At 30.1% G+C, this 17,459-nt stretch carries 17 protein-coding genes; 4 read left to right on the forward strand and 13 right to left on the reverse strand.

The window, feature by feature from the left end; genetic code table 11:
- Positions 1-32: 32 nt before the first annotated feature.
- The 4 genes from ABDZ93_RS16320 to ABDZ93_RS16335 all read right to left on the reverse strand — a co-directional run bounded on the left by ABDZ93_RS16320 (position 33) and on the right by ABDZ93_RS16335 (position 4,677).
- The gene (locus ABDZ93_RS16320; protein ID WP_343827535.1) at positions 33-2,018 is read right to left on the reverse strand and encodes an aminopeptidase; all 1,986 of its coding nucleotides are present in this window, start codon (positions 2,016-2,018) and stop codon (positions 33-35) included.
- 411 nt (positions 2,019-2,429) lie between these two features.
- Positions 2,430-2,753: a DUF2325 domain-containing protein gene (locus tag ABDZ93_RS16325; protein WP_343827536.1), complete on the reverse strand. Its 324-nt coding sequence runs from the start codon at positions 2,751-2,753 to the stop codon at positions 2,430-2,432.
- 377 nt (positions 2,754-3,130) lie between these two features.
- Positions 3,131-3,868 carry an alpha/beta hydrolase gene (locus ABDZ93_RS16330; RefSeq protein ID WP_343827537.1) on the reverse strand — a complete coding sequence of 246 codons (738 nt, stop codon included), beginning with the start codon at positions 3,866-3,868 and terminating at the stop codon, positions 3,131-3,133.
- Between the two features lie 5 nt (positions 3,869-3,873).
- The gene (locus ABDZ93_RS16335) at positions 3,874-4,677 is read right to left on the reverse strand and encodes a helix-turn-helix domain-containing protein (protein ID WP_343827538.1); all 804 of its coding nucleotides are present in this window, start codon (positions 4,675-4,677) and stop codon (positions 3,874-3,876) included.
- A 176-nt stretch (positions 4,678-4,853) separates the two neighbouring features.
- Here ABDZ93_RS16335 and ABDZ93_RS16340 point away from each other — a divergent pair, with 176 nt between their 5' ends.
- The 3 genes from ABDZ93_RS16340 (at position 4,854) to ABDZ93_RS16350 (ending at position 7,882) form a co-directional block, all read left to right on the forward strand.
- Entirely contained in the window at positions 4,854-5,957 is a 1,104-nt protein-coding gene (locus tag ABDZ93_RS16340; protein WP_343827539.1) for a FecCD family ABC transporter permease, read from the forward strand.
- A gap of 9 nt (positions 5,958-5,966) precedes the next feature.
- The gene (locus ABDZ93_RS16345) at positions 5,967-6,740 is read left to right on the forward strand and encodes an ABC transporter ATP-binding protein (protein ID WP_343827540.1); all 774 of its coding nucleotides are present in this window, start codon (positions 5,967-5,969) and stop codon (positions 6,738-6,740) included.
- A 98-nt stretch (positions 6,741-6,838) separates the two neighbouring features.
- Positions 6,839-7,882 carry an ABC transporter substrate-binding protein gene (locus ABDZ93_RS16350; protein ID WP_343827541.1) on the forward strand — a complete coding sequence of 348 codons (1,044 nt, stop codon included), beginning with the start codon at positions 6,839-6,841 and terminating at the stop codon, positions 7,880-7,882.
- A 78-nt stretch (positions 7,883-7,960) separates the two neighbouring features.
- Here ABDZ93_RS16350 and ABDZ93_RS16355 read toward each other — a convergent pair whose 3' ends face one another.
- From ABDZ93_RS16355 to ABDZ93_RS16375, 5 genes are all read right to left on the reverse strand, one after another.
- A complete protein-coding gene (locus tag ABDZ93_RS16355; protein WP_343827542.1) occupies positions 7,961-9,016 on the reverse strand; it encodes an ABC transporter substrate-binding protein in 1,056 nt (351 codons plus the stop codon).
- A gap of 702 nt (positions 9,017-9,718) precedes the next feature.
- Positions 9,719-10,588, reverse strand: a complete 870-nt coding sequence (locus tag ABDZ93_RS16360) for a PhzF family phenazine biosynthesis protein (protein ID WP_343827543.1) — start codon at positions 10,586-10,588, stop codon at positions 9,719-9,721.
- 137 nt (positions 10,589-10,725) lie between these two features.
- On the reverse strand, positions 10,726-10,875 hold the full coding sequence (locus tag ABDZ93_RS16365; RefSeq protein WP_343827544.1) for a hypothetical protein: 150 nt from the start codon (positions 10,873-10,875) through the stop codon (positions 10,726-10,728).
- A 13-nt stretch (positions 10,876-10,888) separates the two neighbouring features.
- Entirely contained in the window at positions 10,889-11,713 is an 825-nt protein-coding gene (locus ABDZ93_RS16370) for an ornithine cyclodeaminase family protein (protein WP_343827545.1), read from the reverse strand.
- 8 nt (positions 11,714-11,721) lie between these two features.
- Positions 11,722-12,843 (reverse strand): aminotransferase class I/II-fold pyridoxal phosphate-dependent enzyme, encoded by a 1,122-nt coding sequence (locus tag ABDZ93_RS16375; RefSeq protein WP_343827546.1) that lies wholly within the window; start codon positions 12,841-12,843, stop codon positions 11,722-11,724.
- A 110-nt stretch (positions 12,844-12,953) separates the two neighbouring features.
- Here ABDZ93_RS16375 and ABDZ93_RS16380 point away from each other — a divergent pair, with 110 nt between their 5' ends.
- The gene (locus tag ABDZ93_RS16380) at positions 12,954-14,426 is read left to right on the forward strand and encodes an aminotransferase-like domain-containing protein (protein WP_343827547.1); all 1,473 of its coding nucleotides are present in this window, start codon (positions 12,954-12,956) and stop codon (positions 14,424-14,426) included.
- Positions 14,427-14,598: 172 nt separating this feature from the next.
- On the opposite strand, the gene ABDZ93_RS16385 is transcribed toward ABDZ93_RS16380, so the two are convergent.
- From ABDZ93_RS16385 to ABDZ93_RS16400, 4 genes are all read right to left on the reverse strand, one after another.
- Positions 14,599-15,135 carry a GNAT family N-acetyltransferase gene (locus tag ABDZ93_RS16385; protein ID WP_343827548.1) on the reverse strand — a complete coding sequence of 179 codons (537 nt, stop codon included), beginning with the start codon at positions 15,133-15,135 and terminating at the stop codon, positions 14,599-14,601.
- Positions 15,136-15,352: 217 nt separating this feature from the next.
- Positions 15,353-15,529 (reverse strand): hypothetical protein, encoded by a 177-nt coding sequence (locus tag ABDZ93_RS16390; protein WP_343827549.1) that lies wholly within the window; start codon positions 15,527-15,529, stop codon positions 15,353-15,355.
- Between the two features lie 507 nt (positions 15,530-16,036).
- Positions 16,037-16,828: an arsenite methyltransferase gene (arsM, locus tag ABDZ93_RS16395; RefSeq protein ID WP_343827550.1), complete on the reverse strand. Its 792-nt coding sequence runs from the start codon at positions 16,826-16,828 to the stop codon at positions 16,037-16,039.
- A 12-nt stretch (positions 16,829-16,840) separates the two neighbouring features.
- Entirely contained in the window at positions 16,841-17,245 is a 405-nt protein-coding gene (locus ABDZ93_RS16400; RefSeq protein ID WP_343827551.1) for an arsenate reductase ArsC, read from the reverse strand.
- Between the last annotated feature and the right edge of the window lie 214 nt (positions 17,246-17,459).

Raw genomic sequence — 17,459 nt, forward strand, 5'->3', positions numbered from 1 at the left:
ATGCCTTATACAAAATTTCTATGAGCAAATTATTAATTATCTTCATTGAATGGTTCATTTAATTCTTCAGTGCCCTTTAAAATAAATCTACCATTTTTAATTACTTCAATAATTTCTCCATCCTTTGATATAGCATTTATAAACTCTAAGCTATCATAAGGAATAGTTATATCTGTATGGCATTGAGTATATGCATTTTCTATGTCAGTTTTTCTAAGAATAGATTTTTCATTATCCTTAGCAATTATTTCTTTTCCATCAAAAGCATTATATACTTTCTCATCTTCACTATAAGAATAACAAGTATCACCTACAGCAAAGTGTGGTCCCATTTTTTCTCCTATAAGAATAGGAAGTATAGGTACTATATTATGTTTTTGTGCTATAACATATGCTAAGGTATTTGTACCTATTGCAAACTCACCAAGAGGTAAAGTTTTATTTGGGAATAGTAGATTTTCTTCTATATATTTTTTATTTTTAGATTCTTCATCAAAATTAGAACAGTTATATTCAGCTATATATCCATCCTTAAATACAAGTTCTAAGTTTATATATTTAAGACCATCTAAGAATATCTCCTCAAGATGTAAAAGCCCATTAGTTCCTTTTAACATTGGAGATGTAAATACTTCTCCTACGGGTATATTTACAGTAGCAATGCAGTTTTCAAAGTTTGTTTCCTTTTCTGGATTCTTAATTTCCTGCATCTTAACCTTTATATCTGTTCTATTTCCATTGCAGCCTTTAACATGAATGAAGTCACCCTTATCTAATGCTTTTATAATTTCATTTTGTATTCTTTCCCACTTATCTGAGTCTAAAGTATTTATCTTCATAGTATCAGCAAAGATTTCTTCAAAGTTATCTCCAATTTCAGGAGTAGGGAAAGCTATAATTGTAAAAGTAGTCTCACTGGCTGGCATATACTTATTTTGAATATTTCTAAGCCTTACTACTGAGTTTTGATAAATTTTACTTTGTTCTTCGCTTAATTTTAAAGCTGCATTCTTACTTTCAGGAGCAAAAGGAACCTCTCCAAAGGCTTCAATAACTGCTACTCCGGAATATTTTCCCAAGCCTTCCTTAAACCTCTCAAAAGTGGCTGTAAACTTTTCTTCTTTAATTTCTGCAAAATTTTTACTGAAGAATAAAGCATTATCAAATCTATGATCATAAGTAAACTGTTTATTTGCTTCCGTAGATTCTACCATGGCAAGCACAGGAGTTAAGTTATATTTACCAAACTCTTTTATTACTTCCCTCACAATAGCTTCTTGACCAACAAAATATATTAGTCTAACTGTAGACTTAATAGTATAATCTTTCTTTTCCCTTATAAAGCTATCCATATATCCTTTAACCATGGTATATGCAATCCTATTTACATCTTCATAAGTAGCTAAAAATTTAGCTGTCTTTATTTCATTATCAGTTATATATTTTCCGTACTTAAATAAGTATCTTAAATCCTCTGGATTTGCTTCTTCAACTATAGATCTATAATAACTCTTAGTATTTAAGGCTATATTATTAACCTTTTCTTCAGCTTCCATGTCTAAAATGCTAACTTCAAAATCTCTTATAAGCTCCATTAATCCATTAGCATCATCACCATGCTTAACTACATATGCATAGGAATCTATCAATAATTGTAATAGCTTTTCTATCTTCTCTGTCTTATGAGAAAATACTAAAGATACACTTTCATTCAACCTATTATATAAATATGTAGCTATTTGGCCCATTTCTTTTCCTAGTTCTTTCACTGCATAGTCTGGATTGCCATAACTTGTTTTATAGTTGTCTCCTACTAAATCACTATAAATTTCATGATTTTCTTTTAAAAGTTCATCAAAATCTTTCTTTTCAAAATACTCATCATTTAACTTTTCTTCTAAACTACATATTGAATATAATTTTTCCCCCATTTTCTTAAAAAAAGTTAAATAATTTTTCCCCTGAGTCTTTATCAAAGATACTTCTTTCACTTGATTAAGATTACAAATGTTGCTCACTTCATCCCCCACCCTTCTAAGACATCTGAAAATAAATGACAAGTCAAAGATGGGAAGTATATTTTGAGTTAGACAATGAAACAGTTTCCGCAGATAGTAGCACTATCTAAGGGTTCTGTTGACGCAGTATAAACAGAGTTCTTTGCTTCAGAGGGGGTCTCTACTCCCACTGAAGGTTAGAAATCGTTATCTAGGGTCGTACCCGCTCTTTACTCCCACTTTGAAGAAGATGGGCGTATTAGAGCGGGTAATCATCAGATAACACAAAATAGACGAGCATTCTGACTTATTTATTTTTTGAAGATGCCTAATAATATCCATAACAAAAACGTATCATATTCAGAAAATTAATACAATACTTTGACTGATTTTTGTTACCGGAGTAAAGTGCTAAAAGATTAAAATCTAGTACTAATTAATATGCTTTATGCAGTTTTCACAATCACCGGAGCAATTTAAACAATGCATTTCTAATATATTCTTTAAAGAACTGGAGCTACTACTATGAGACTTTGCTATACTAATATTCTTTCTTGCTGCCTCTTGCATAGCTGCATTAACCATTTTATGAGACACTGTGTTAGTAAATAATATCAATAAATCTGGACATCCTATTTGAGACTTAAACCGACCTGGCATTTGTGTAAATACCTTAGCCTTACAACTATATTTATCACAAATCTTTTTATATTCATAAACCATCCTATCATGACCACCAATTATTACTACGCTCATTTCTTTACCTCCTAAAATTTATATTATTTATGTAAAACTCTATAAAGTATCTTATGTGTCTTTATTTATGCAATTCTAGCATTTTAAAATTTCAAAATACTAAAATGGGGGAAATATATAAAATGCTATAATTTTATATATTTATTTTTATATATTTATAATGTTATAATTTCATATAGTTAGCTATGGCTTACTCAATCATAAAACATAGGTTAGCCAAGGCTTACTTAATCTTAAAAAGGTAAGTTAGCGCCGACTAACTTACCTTGAGTTTACTACTAAAGATATTCTATGTCAATATAACTTTAGTATAAAGTTCTTATCCTAATATTTTTTAAGTTGCAAAGAAATAAAAAAAGTTCCTTCTCCTATGACAATTAATTTTTTCTCATTAAAAATTCTAATGCAATTTTATGTCTATTTAATATATTTTCATGATGGTCATAATCATCCCAGAATATTTCTACATTTTCTTCTCCTATACGTTTCTTAAATATTTCATAAGACATGTTAGAAAACTTAGGCATATCCTTCTGAATTGTAAGCTTTTTATGGCCCTCTTTTCTTCCAGCGATAATCATAAGCCTAAAATCATCATTTGCTAAATTTTCTTCCTCAATAAATTTAATCCATCTATCATACCATTGGGATGCACATATACTTGCTACCTTACTATAATTATCATTTTTAAAAACTGAATACAAAGAAATCAAAGCCCCAAGAGAATGTCCCATAATTTTTCTATCATTTTTACTACTACTTACTCCGAACTCTTTTTCAATATAACCTTGTAAATCATTTATTAAAAATTCTAAGTACTCATCCCCTTGCCCTTCAAAGGGGTGAAATCTTTCATGATTAGACTTTGCAGCCCAAGGAGTATATTCATTTAATCTATCAAAAGGTGTAATCCCAATTATTATATGCTCATCTAAAGATCCATTTGTGAAATTCTCTTCTATTTCATTAATTATTCCACTTAAAAACTTTTTAAATTTATCTCCGTCATGTGCATAAACTACAGGGTATCTTTTATCTGATATATCATATCCATCTGGTAAATAAATAAAGATTTCCCTATCAAAAACTGTTCTTGTTAAAATTCTTCCTTTCATCTTTTCTATCCTTTCTTTAACTTACTTGGAGTAACTCCAAAGCTTTTTTTAAATAACCTACTAAAATAAAATTCATCATTATAGCCAATCTTTTTAGAAACTTCCTTAACCGCAAGACCTTCATTTAGTAATTTGTATGCAGCAGTCATTCTGCATTGGATTAAATAATCTATTGGGCGAATATTTAAATACTTATTAAATAAATATGATATTCTATTAGTTTTTTCTCCATACTTTTCTGAAAGTGTACCTAATGTAATTTCCTCCATGTAGTTTTGTGAAATAAATTTACTCACCTCTACTGTAAAATCTTTTTCACTTAATTCCTTTTTATAGTTATAATCAGTAAAAAGTTCTCTTAAAAATAATGAAGTTTGTATTTGTAGATTTACTTTTGATACCAATTGTTGTTTTAAAGATATTTCTTTAAGCTCATACAAAGATTTTAGTATTTCTTCGTAATTTATTACATCAAATTCAAAGGTTGAATTCATATAAGAATTAGGCTTAATACATTCATCTGCTATATAATAGATGTTTATATGTTCGAACTCTTCATCTCCTAAGACTTTAAAGGATATATTTTTATTTTTACATCCATGAATCACCTTTCCTCTTTCTGCAATATAAACCTCATTATCAAATTCTATTTTTGCTCTTCCCTTTATTGGGAAAATGAATGCTGAAAGATTAGTTATATAACTATTTTTTGTTGCCATAGAACCTTTAGTAAATCTTTCTATCCTAAAAACCTCAAAAGTATTTCTCCTAAATTCTTTTACTAAATCACCTTTCTTAATATTTTTCAAATAAATAGTCCCCTTTCAATGTATACATAGAAAACTTTAAATAATTGTCCATGTTTTTATTTTAGTATATTCTACTACTAATTTTTATATATTATAATAGTTGTTGAAAATGATAATTATTATCATTTATTCCCAATAATAAGTTTACCTTATTTTTAGTAGGAGTTCAAGAAAGGATGTTAAATGTGAAAGATGTTTTAAATGCTTCTTATGAGAAAAGTCAAAAGATAAAAAAATCCTTCAATTTATTTATCTTAGGCTTAGTTATATTATTATTTATTTCTGTAATTCTATCTGTATCCTTTGGTTCACTTAGAATAAAACCTTCTGTATCCTATAGCATAATCTTAAATGAATTATTTGGATTATCCTTAGGTGGTGCTGCTGAAGTAAGTAATATATCTACCTATAATGTTATTTGGTTAATCAGAATGCCTAGAGTTTTACTTGCAATTGCTGTGGGAGCTGGACTTGCTATATGTGGAACAATAATGCAAGCAACAGTTCAAAATCCACTAGCTGAGCCCTATATTCTAGGAATTTCTTCTGGTGCATCACTAGGTGCAACTTTCTCTATAATGTTAGGACTAGGATCATTTAGTCCTTTTTCCATTAGCAGTGTATCCTTTTGGGCCTTTTTAGGAGCTTTAAGTGCCTCTATCTTGGTATTGGTATTATCTTCAATGGGAAGTAAAATGTCATCCTCTAAATTAGTTCTTTCAGGAACCGTAGTTAGTGCATTATGTACATCTTTATCAAATTTTATAATTTCTATTGCTAGTGATGCTGAAGGTATGCAAACCGTAAAATTTTGGACAATGGGTTCTTTAGCAACAGCTAAGTGGCAAAATATAGGTTTTGTAATTTTAGCGGTAACTATATGTTGTTTATTTTTCTTGACTCAAGGAAGAACTTTAAACTTAATGTTAATGGGTGATGAAGCATCAATGACTTTAGGACTTAATTTAAATTTATATAGAAAAATTTATATGATAATTACGTCACTATTAACAGGTATTTTAGTAGCTAATTGCGGAATTATAGGTTTTGTAGGATTAATAATCCCTCATATTTCAAGATCTATAGTTGGTTCTGATCATAAAAGACTAATCCCAACTTCAATACTTTTGGGTTCTATATTCTTAATTTGGGCTGATGTTTTTGCCAGAATAATCATCCCTAATGCCGAATTATCTATTGGTATTATTACTGGTTTAGTTGGAGCTCCATTTTTTGTTTACATTTTATTGAGAAAGGGCTTCGTATATGGAGATAAGTAGGTGATTTTAATGGATTTAAAAATTAAAGAATTAAAGGTTAATTTATCGAAAAAAGAAATTGTAAAGGGAATTGATTTAGCGGTTAATAATAACAAGTTCATAGGCTTAATAGGTCCAAACGGAAGTGGTAAATCTACATTGTTAAAAGCTGTTTATGGGGTGATAAAACCAACATTTGGAGATGTTTTTATATCAGATAAGGATATAAAAAGTTACAACAAAAAATCTCTTGCTAAGACTCTTGGGGTAGTTAGCCAATTTAATAATATTAACTTTGATTTCAAGGTTATAGATATAGTACTAATGGGTAGAGCTCCTTATAAAGGTTTGTTAGACCAAGATAATAAAACTGATTATGATATGGCACTTAAAGCTTTATCTCAAGTTGGGATGATAGACTTTGCTCAAAAAAGCTTCAGCCTATTATCTGGAGGTGAAAAACAAAGAGTTATATTAGCTAGAGCAATAACTCAAAATCCTAAAATATTAATTTTAGATGAGCCTACTAATCACCTAGATATAAAGTATCAATTAGAGGTCATGTCAATAGTTAAAAATTTAAATATATGTGTTTTAGCTGCTTTGCATGACTTAACATTAGCTTCTCAATTTTGTGATGAACTTTATGTTTTAAAGGATGGAGTTATTGTGTATAAAGGTATTCCAAATGAAGTTATAACAGAAGAAGTGATAAAAAATGTATATGATGTTGAATCTATTGTTCATATAAATCCAGCTACTAAAAAGCTTTCTATTGAATACTTACCACCGTCATTACATTAAAAAATTATAAATAATTATTTTATGCTTAACTATATAAATAAACTTAAAATCAATATAATTATCAAAATTTTAATATGAAAATCGAGAGGGGAATTATCATGAATAAAAAATCTTTACTTTTACTTACATCATTAGCTCTATCTGCTACAGTATTTGTAGGCTGCAATAATAAAGCTGAAAATATAGACTCATCATCAAAGCAAGAGCAAACTAGTACTTCTACAACTGCATCAACTAATAAGACGACTTATCCAATGACCTTTGATGCTTTTGATTCTGAAGGAAATGTGTACAAACAGACTTTTAATGAAGCTCCAAAGAAAGTTATAACTAATAATCAAACTTCAACTGAACTACTTTTAACTTTAGGGTTAAAGGATTCTATAATTGGAACAGGTGACTTGGATACTCCTATGTTAGAAAATTTAAAAGCAGACTACGAATCTATACCTGCAATTGCTAACAAAGGTGATGTTGCTAAAGAAGTGGTTGTTGGTTCAGGTGCAGATTTAGTAATTGGAAGATCTGCTTCATTTAAAGATGATAGATATGGTTCAATACCTAGTCTAAATGAAGTTGGAATTAATACTTATGTTCAGTTAGCAAGTAAAATGAATACCGATATTTCTTTAGATACAATTATTCAAGATGTTAGAAATGTAGGTACTATATTCGATGTTCAAGATAAAGCTAATAAATTAGCTGACTCACTACAAGATTCTTTAGATAATATTAAATCAAAAGTTTCAACTAATGGTGAAAGAAAAAAGGTTATGTTAATAGTTAATTATAGTGGTGAATCCTTTACAGCTTATGGTGCTAACGCTTCATTACAAAAAGAAATGTTAAATGTATTAAATGCAGATAACGTTATTGCAAAAGGTGGATCTATATCATTAGAAAATATAATTTCTTCTAACCCTGATCATATTGTTTATGTAACAGCAAATAAAAATGCCATTGTAGATAATGATGCCGTAGATAGAATATTAGCAGAGCCTACACTTCAAAATGTTGAAGCTATAAAAAATAAAAATATCGTCTCTGTTGAATACACTGAGCTTATGGGATATGGATACAGAACCTTCGATTGCTTAGAAAAATTGGCTAAGGCTTTCTATCCGGAAGTATTTAAAAACTAAAATGTAAAAAATGCTTAGTGTCGACTCACTAAGCATTTTTATTTGGATAATTATTATATAATATCTATATAATAATTTTTAATTACTTGATTTTATACGTATCCATGCATCATCATATACCTTTTTAACATCACTTGGGAAGTCCGCATAGATTTCACATCTATCCATTATTTCTTTAGGCATATATGCATTAGGATTATTTCTAACTTCCTCTGGTTGTTCTAGCCTTGCTTCTTTATTTGGAGTTGTATATCCGATTTCATCAGCTATTCTTAATGCACTTTCCTTATCACTTACAAAGTTTATGAACTTTTCAGCGCCTTCAACATTTTCAGCATTATGAGGTATGCATAAGCTATCAATCCAGAAATTAGCTCCTTCCTTAGGTACTACATAAACTAAATTAGGATACTCATCTTGAAGATTTAACCCCTCTCCAGACCAAATCATATTTATATCAGATTCCCCTGCTGGAATCATTACAGTTCCGTTATCAACACCATATACTGGATTTACTAATTTTCTTTGATTTAATAGTAACTCTTTAGCTTCTTCAATCTCTTTTTCATTAGTTGAATTTAAAGAATATCCAAGCTTCTTCAGAGCTACTCCTATGGTATCTCTATAAGTATCAAACATAAAAATATTGTCTTTATATTTTTCATTCCATAATATATCCCAACTATCTACCTCTTCTGTTACCGCATCTTTATTGTAAATAAGTCCCACTGTTCCAAACATATAAGGAACTGAATACTTATTACCCGGATCTATTTCTAGATTTAAGTAATCTTCGGCCATTTGAGATATATTAGGTATATTATCTTTATTTAATTCTTGAACAAGATTATTTTTAATCATTCTAGGCATTAAAACATCAGATACTAATATAACATCATAGTTTACTCCACCCTTACTAATCTTTTGATACATGGTTTCCATATCATCAAAGGTTTCCACATTAACCTTTATACCATATTCCTTCTCAAATTCTTTTATAGTTTCTTCATCTATATTTTCGCCATAATTAAAAAAGCTTATTTCTTTAGAAGAATCTTTACTACATCCTACAAAGAACGCTCCCATTATTACTATACAAACTGATAGGCTCAATAATTTAAATAATCTTTTCATACTACACTTCCTTCCATATATCATTTCATATATTATTTAAATCCTAAATATTCTTTCGGATTATAACATTATTTTAAATATATGTCTAATTGCATAGTATTTATTAATGTAAAATACAATTTCATAAAGAAACAAATGAGCTTTCGCAAAATAAGCTAATCTAAATAAATATCGAAGATGCACTTTAATGTTTTATATTTTATTCTTCAATTGTACACTTTTTTCTAACAATTGGAGTCATTAATGCATGCCTAAAGTAAACCTCGCTGTACGTATCTCAATTGAACTACTGCTGTAGTGGCTGTTGAAAATTCAATAATCATTTAAATATCCCTTTCAAAATTCATTATTTTTATTATATCTAGTAAAAATAATGAAATCTTCGTCCAACTAATAATATTCACCAACTAAAATCAGCTATTGAATTAATTTCAATAGCTGATTTAAATATGTTATTTAAAGAAAATTTATTCTTGCTCCAATACTTAAAGATAATGCTTTTTATAGATTAAAGTAGCCAAATTATTATCTTGAATGCTAATACCAGTTAAATTAAAGATAATAATTTCAGAAAAATTTCTTCTTTATTACCTAAAAGCACTTCTCATAGCTTGGCATTACCTATCTGAAATTTTAATATTGCCTGAATCAATTTGGTTCTGTGTTTTATCACAACAGTTGCAACCATCAGTTTTTGTAAAACTAAATCTCAACTTCTATTTCAGAAATATTTAATGCCTTTCCACCTACTCTGACTTCTTCAATCTTATCTCCTAGAGTTGATAGTGAGACCAATATCTCTGAAGGTTTGTCCATAGAATAACCTTGTTCAATTATAACATTATCTACATTTTGTTGACTTAATGCACCATATTTTAGCATATAGCAAGCTAGTGCTCCATTTGAAGTGCCAGTGGCAGACTCTTCAGGTATGCCATAAAGAGGTGCAAGATTTCTAGTGTGAGCATTGGAATTATGTAACGATTCAAGTGTAAATAGATGATACCCTACAACATCATATTTTTTGCTGATTGCAGCTACCTTTTCAAAATCAGGTTTAATGCTACTTAGAGTACTTAAACTTTCAATAGGAACAATAATATCTTTCAAACCGGTAGATACGATTTGTACTGGAAAATTTGCATCAATTTGAGCTACAGAAATATTCAACGAGTCTGCAATATCTTCTCTGTCTAATGTATCAAAAAAAGTTGGAAGTGACTGATTCATAATAATTGACATATCTTCCTTAACATATACATTAAGAATGCCTGCCTTTGTTTCCTGTGTATAGTGTCCTGGCGTAATACGTTTTTTACTTAATAGCATGTAAAACGCGCCTACAGTTGCATGTCCACAAAGGTCTACCTCTTCTGCAGGAGTAAAAAAGCGTACTTTAAAATCTGCTAAATTTGAATTCATTATAAAGGCAGTCTCGCTAAAACCGATTTTTTCAGCAATTTTTTTCATATCCGCTTCAGATAGGTGATCAGCATCAAAAACAACTGCTGCCGGATTTCCACCCTCGATGGATTTTGGAAAGGAGTTTAAAGTAAAAGCTTTAATTTTCATTTTTATTCTTTGGAGAAGATGTCATGGAGCATCTTCTCCTCAAACCTACCTTTCTTAAATATTAGCATTATTAACAATAAATTTTATCAAAATATTATGTACGGGTATTAGAAAGCTGATGTGGGGGATAACTATTGTTACAACAACTTTATTTTAGATCCAATACCCATAGATAATGCTTTGTTATATATCAAATCTGCCAAAGTATTATCCTGAATACCCATTCCTGTGGCATCAAAAATTGTAACTTCGGTGTCACTATCTCTTACTTGCTTACGTCCAAGCAAAACTTCTCCTAACTCAGCGTATATATCCGAGGTTTTTTATGTCTCCAGACATAATCGAATTTCTTGTCTCACCACGTTCTACACATTGAGATATTGAGTCAACATAAATTTTAGCACGTCTAAATATCTTTGTATCTAACTCCTGTTTACCAGCCATATCAGCACCTATGGCAATAATATGAGTACCTTCCTTTATCCATTCATCTTTGACAATCATATTTTTGCTTGGTGTCGTCGTTACAATGATATCAGCATCAATAACAGCATCTTTTGCAGTTTCACATGTTTCAACTAATAAATTAAGTGATTTAGAGATTTCTTCTTTATATGCTGCTAACAATTCAGTATTAGTGTCCCAAACTTTTACAGATTCAATATTCAAAACTTCACATATAGCTTTAAGTTGAAGACGAGCTTGATTTCCCGCTCCAATGATAGCTACTTTTTTAGAATCCTTTCTTGCTAAAAGACAAGCAGATAATCCACCAGCAGCACCTGTCCTGTATCCAGTAATCAAACTTCCGTCCATTATGCATAAAGGATAACCAGTTTTCCCATCAAGCAACATAATTGTTGCGAGCATAGTTGGCAAATTATAAACTTTTGGATTGTCCCAATATCCAGATGCACTTTTTATACTTATGAATTGATTAGATTTCGAATAGCATGTCTTTATGTCAAGTTCTCCATTGTTTTCTTCATCTTCTATTGAGACAATAGGTGGCTGAATAACCATATTACTACAGTAATCCATATAAGCTTGTTCAACAGAAGCTATGGCATCTTTCATATTGATAAGCATGCCTACATCTTGTTTTGATAAAAGCAATGTCTCCACTTGATCACCTACACGTATTTTTTTTCAATCAAATATTCTTCGAACTTCTTAAGGCTTTCTTCAAAATTATCTCTACCATATCCCATTCTGAAATATTGTCCTTTAAATCCATAAATACTTGATGGTAGTAAAAGCACACCTTTTTCTGCAACAAGTGTTTCACAGAAATCATGAATTGGCATTTCTATATTCATCTTATGAAAAGCTACTGGACCTGCCATTGGTCTGTTATACTCAAAAAGATCTGAATATTTACTAAAGAACTCATCAGCTATTTTAAGGTTTGATTCAATTATACTTCTATTTTTGTTAAGGATTTCATCACTATGTTTAAGTGCAACCATAGAAAGATATTCAGATGGCGCACTTGTACAAATACTTGTATAATGCTTCATTTTTTTCATTTTTTCAATAATTTCATGATCTTTTGTAGCAATCCAGCCAAGTCTTAATCCTGCTAAACCATATGCCTTAGACATAACCCCAAGAGAAATTCCTTTTTCATAACAGTCTGCAAACCATGGACGTTTTTCTCCATCTAATTCTACCCCTTTATAAACTTCATCGCAGAAAACATATAAATCATATCTTCTTGCTATTTCAACTATCTTTTCTATTTCTTCTTTTTTCAAAGTATAACCAGTTGGATTATTTGGGCTATTCAAGCAAATAAGTTTAGTGTTTGGTTTTATCATGTCTTCTAATTTATCTATATCAATTGTCCAACCATTCTCCCCTTGTTCCAATGACCATTTTGAAACTTCACAACCTATTGAATTTGGAACTTCAAATGATGACTGATAAATAGGGAACTGACATATTACATGATCACCTTTTTCCAATAGTACGTTTGCAAAGTTGAATATTGGTTCTTGAGCTCCTGCATGAACAACTATTTCTTCAGGTGTAATTGTATAATATAAACTAGATATAACCTCTCTAAGATATGGACTTCCAGCCACTTCAGTATATCCAAGCCCTCCATTTAAAAAATCTTCTTCAGCACCAGGTTCATAAGCAAGTAATTCTTTCATACTCATAGAAGCACAATCTGATTGCGTAAGTAAATATGGTGCTGAAAACTCATGTTTTCCAAAAAATACTTCTAATTTAAAATCTCTTAATTTCATACTATAATCATTCCTTTCTTGAATTTATTATAATAATACAATATAATGACTATAAAATATCCAACCAAAGAAAATATAATATCCATCCAAGTTAGCAAAAGGAGCAAATTATGAGTACCAAATTTAATGAAACTGTAATAATAAATTGGAAACCCGATAAGAACTCAGATATTACTTTAACAAAGCAAATAATTGGATATCTTAAAGAACGAATTGCAAAAGGGGATTGGTTAGTTGGTCAAAAGCTGCCATCTCAACGTAAAATGGCCGAGTTATTTGAAGTAAACAGAAGCACAATAGTTGAAGCTCTATCTGAACTGGCATCACTTGGCATTATTGACTCATCCTTTGGTAAAGGCACAACTATAGTAAATAATACATGGTCTCTTCTTATCACCAGCAGTACACCCGATTGGAAAAATTATATAGAACATGGAATACATAGACCCAATAACCCAATAATACAAGCTATGTATAAATTTGAATTTATTGAACCAATAATTCGTCTTGGAGCAGGAGAAATGTCACCAGACCAATTTCCTCATGATATGATGGCTGATGTTCTTAAAAGAGTATCTGATCGAAATGTTTCTTATAATTATTTAGGTCCACTTGGCCTATATGAACTTAGAGTTGAATTATGTAAGTATCTTAAAAAATTTAATTTACATGTAGAGCCATCACAGGTTTTAATAGTATCAGGATCACTTCAAGCTCTGCAACTTATTTCCCTCAGTATACTAGGACCAAATTCTGTTGTTCTCGTAGAAGAACCATCATATATTAAATCATTGAGAGTTTTTGACTTTTCAGGTATTACAATGAGAAATGTTCCTATGGATAAAGATGGTATAATGCCCTGGATGATAGACGATACTATATTAAAAAAGGGAAAGTCTATATTATATACAATTCCTACATTTCATAATCCAACAGGAATTACTATTAGTGAGAATAGACGAAGTGAATTGCTTAGATGGTGTAAATCAAATCAACTTCCTATTATTGAGGATGACATTTATAGAGAACTATATTTTGATGAGGCTCCTCCCCTTCCAATTAAAACAATAGATAATACAGGAAATGTTCTTTACATGGGAAGCGTATCTAAATCACTAGCACCAGGCTTTAGAATTGGATGGATAATAGGTCCTGAATCTATTGTAGAGCGTCTTGGAGACATAAAAATGCAAACTGACTATGGTGCAAGCTCATTATCCCAATGGATAATGACTGAATGGTTTCATAGTGGACTATACGATATGCATATTCAAACATTTAGAAAACAACTAAAAGAAAGATGTTCTTTTATGCTTCATTTACTTGATTTATATTTTTCTGATATTGCAACTTGGAATATTCCTAAAGGAGGTTTCTATATATGGTTGAAATTAAATAAACCTTTACCTATAGAAAAGGTTTTTGATCAAGCACTTAAAGAGAATGTATTAATTAATCCTGGTGATATATATAGTTTTAAGAAAAATAATTGTATCCGTCTTTCTTACTCTTATGCATCAAATCAAGATATGGAAGAGGGATTGAAAAAACTTTCTGTAATTATTAAAAGATTAATGAAGTAATTATTCCTTTAATAATTACTAATTTAGCTCGTTGCGCTAGTAAATTAACTAGCACAACGAGTTAATGTAACAGCTGAATCTAAGTAACCATTTCAAAATTCTTGTTAATACATGTAAAGATTTTTATGAAGCACTTCTTCTTATTATTTATACAAAAAGGATACCTTAACAATCAAGCATTATTAAATGTAAATATTAGTTTATATCCAATAAAAGTTTCATCATAATTTTCTTGGAAATTATCATTTGTATAGGAACTAATAGTTTTTCTCCAAAATTTTTCTGCCCTTAGGTTTGTCCCAATTTCTTTTGCTGCCACATATAACCCCCATTTACCTTTAAATTTATCGAATACCTGCTTGGCTGCAATGGATGCAATATCTTTTCCCCTATATGGCCTTAATAAAAAGAACTCATAAACATAATAATCCATTCCTTTAGGTGCATATTTACCAGTTGACACTAAATCAAACCCTGCTGGCCTTCCATCCACCATTATTATAAATGGGAAAAGTTCATTGGGCTTCTGAAACCAATCATTCTGAACATCATATTGTTCAGCTAATGTTTTTATAGGCTCATCTTCATAAATTCCATACTCATTGGGTAAATTTCCATAAACCTCTGATAAATCATGCAAATATAATGGATAAATATTTTTTATGATATTTGCATTTTCTTCACTTGCTAAAACTACCTTTACTTCCATACCCCTCATCCCCTATCTTATAATATAATTGTAAAATAAATAGCATGCTAATTATCACTTTAACTAGCATGCTGATTCAAAATAGGACATTATATAATTTAAAATTCAATTTATAATGTCTATTTAAAATCAGATAAAGTTTACTTATAAAACTCTCTAAATAAATCATATCATGACTTTAAATAAACCTTCAATTTCATAAACAGTTATGTATTAATTATAAACATAATCTGTTCTGTTCACTTATTATGCATCTTATACTCTGCTCTGATAAGTAATACATTAGTGATAACTTTCTGACAGTCATACCCTCATTATACTTTTGAAAAATTTCATTATTTCTATCTTTTATCACATCATCTGATAACACATTATTTGCATTAATATATTTCAAATTCTTGCCCTCCTCTATTTCAATAGATTTGATGCAAAAACTACCATAAAACTCAGTTAATATTTTACAAGAACTTAAGTTACTTAACATTTATTTATACGCATTTACATAAATTTTATATCTATGTAATGAATTGTACTTCATATATATTTTGAATTTGTCTAAATCAAAGCTTCATCTTTGACTTATACGGTTTAGCCACTTAAATAGCGCTTTCTTTATTTCCAGACAAAACTGACTTATCATATATGATTTAACTTAATCTCTTTCAAAATGGATTTCCACCATTTAAATTACACAACCTTGCTCAGCCGCACTGGTTCACCGTAACGGGTATACGTAAATTTTTTTAAGTTATACATAAATCATAGGATATAATAAAGGCTTACACTCCTTGAGGTAAGCCTTCTTACGTACTTTATTAATGATCTATCATTTAAGAATACAGTGAAACAACTAAATAGAAAGAATAGTATAAATCATATTATATAAGTAATATGTTGAATTTTATAATTTTGTTGCTTTTACTGATGCAGACATAATATATTCTCCAACTTTTAAGTTATGTGCCCATTTTTCAGCATATTCCTTTGAGACTTCTTGAGTTTCAATGCTAATATCACTAAACCCAGCCTTTTCTAAATATAATCTTAATTCTTCAACTGAAGATGCTCCAGTAACTCATCCGCAATAAAGCTTCTCATCTTGCTTCATTTCCTCGGTTAATTCTCTAATAAGAACTATATCAGAAATAGCAACTCTACCACCTTTTTTTAATACACGATAGGCTTCATTATATACCCTTTGTTTATTTGGAGATAAATTTATAACGCAATTTGAAATAATTACATCTGCAGTATTATCTGCTACAGGGAGATTTTCAATTTCCCCTAATCTAAAGTCTACATTTCTATATCTATATTTCTTGGCCATAATTCTTGATTTATTAATCATTTCTGGAGTCATATCAACTCCAATAATATATCCTTTAAGCCCAACTTTCCTTGAAGCTAAAAAGCAATCAAATCCACCTCCACTTCCAAGGTCTATAACTGTTTCGCCTTCTTTAACATTAGCTATTAATTGAGGATTTCCACAACCTAGCCCCATATTAGCTCCCTCTGGAACAGTTGATATTTCTTCATCAGAATATCCAATTTTACGTGATATCTCTATGGAAGATTTTTTAAGACTAATACTTCCACCACAGCAGCCATCCTCTTTTACATTTCCAATAGCTATCTTCTTATAACTATTACGAACAGCATTTCTAACATCTACCTTTTTAAAATCACTCATCTTTCTTCCTCCTCACTTTAATTTCACTATTTTAACTCTCTTAACTAAGTTTTTTATTTTCTCTTCAATGATATCTCTAACTTTTCTAAATTCATCAAGTGGTTTGCCAACAGGATCATCTAAGCCCCAATCTTCTTCAAGAATTGTATCAATCACAGGGCAGCCTTTTATACATCCCATTGTAATTGCAATATCAACCTTTTCTGGAATATCTTTTAGGGTTCTAGGGAAATTCTTACTTAAATCTACTCCAACCTCTTTCATAACTTCTACTGCTGTAGGATTTACTTTTTCAACTGGAATGGTACCAGCGCTATATATTTCTAATACGTCACTACCATATTTTTTAGCAAAACCCTCCGCCATCTGACTCCTGCAGGAATTTCCTGTACATATAAATGCTACTCTTAGTTTCATGTTAATTTCCTTCCTTAAGGCATCTTCTAAAAATAAATAAGTCAGAATGCTCGTATATTTTGTGTTATAATGCGTCAACAGAACCCTTAGATAGTGCTACTATCTAAGGAACCTGTTTCCTTGTCTAAGGCACAATCAAAGAAATAACAAGCCAGTATTTTCGCCTATTTTCCACGACATGTCGTCGTCAAAACCCTTACATAGCTGCACTATG

Origin of the sequence: Clostridium subterminale, assembly GCF_039521425.1 — a bacterium.
In the GTDB taxonomy this organism is placed as follows: Bacteria; Bacillota; Clostridia; order Clostridiales; family Clostridiaceae; genus Clostridium_J; species Clostridium_J subterminale.

What these genes read in the sequence shown, in the direction of transcription:
- ABDZ93_RS16325 (WP_343827536.1), bottom strand. Translation starts at nt 2,753, where the DNA reads ATGAGCGTAGTAATAATTGGTGGTCATGATAGGATGGTTTATGAATAT.
- ABDZ93_RS16330 (WP_343827537.1), bottom strand. Translation starts at nt 3,868, where the DNA reads ATGAAAGGAAGAATTTTAACAAGAACAGTTTTTGATAGGGAAATCTTT.
- ABDZ93_RS16340 (WP_343827539.1), top strand. Translation starts at nt 4,854, where the DNA reads ATGTTAAATGTGAAAGATGTTTTAAATGCTTCTTATGAGAAAAGTCAA.
- ABDZ93_RS16345 (WP_343827540.1), top strand. Translation starts at nt 5,967, where the DNA reads ATGGATTTAAAAATTAAAGAATTAAAGGTTAATTTATCGAAAAAAGAA.
- ABDZ93_RS16350 (WP_343827541.1), top strand. Translation starts at nt 6,839, where the DNA reads ATGAATAAAAAATCTTTACTTTTACTTACATCATTAGCTCTATCTGCT.
- ABDZ93_RS16355 (WP_343827542.1), bottom strand. Translation starts at nt 9,016, where the DNA reads ATGAAAAGATTATTTAAATTATTGAGCCTATCAGTTTGTATAGTAATA.
- ABDZ93_RS16360 (WP_343827543.1), bottom strand. Translation starts at nt 10,588, where the DNA reads ATGAAAATTAAAGCTTTTACTTTAAACTCCTTTCCAAAATCCATCGAG.
- ABDZ93_RS16375 (WP_343827546.1), bottom strand. Translation starts at nt 12,843, where the DNA reads ATGAAATTAAGAGATTTTAAATTAGAAGTATTTTTTGGAAAACATGAG.
- ABDZ93_RS16380 (WP_343827547.1), top strand. Translation starts at nt 12,954, where the DNA reads ATGAGTACCAAATTTAATGAAACTGTAATAATAAATTGGAAACCCGAT.
- ABDZ93_RS16385 (WP_343827548.1), bottom strand. Translation starts at nt 15,135, where the DNA reads ATGGAAGTAAAGGTAGTTTTAGCAAGTGAAGAAAATGCAAATATCATA.
- ABDZ93_RS16400 (WP_343827551.1), bottom strand. Translation starts at nt 17,245, where the DNA reads ATGAAACTAAGAGTAGCATTTATATGTACAGGAAATTCCTGCAGGAGT.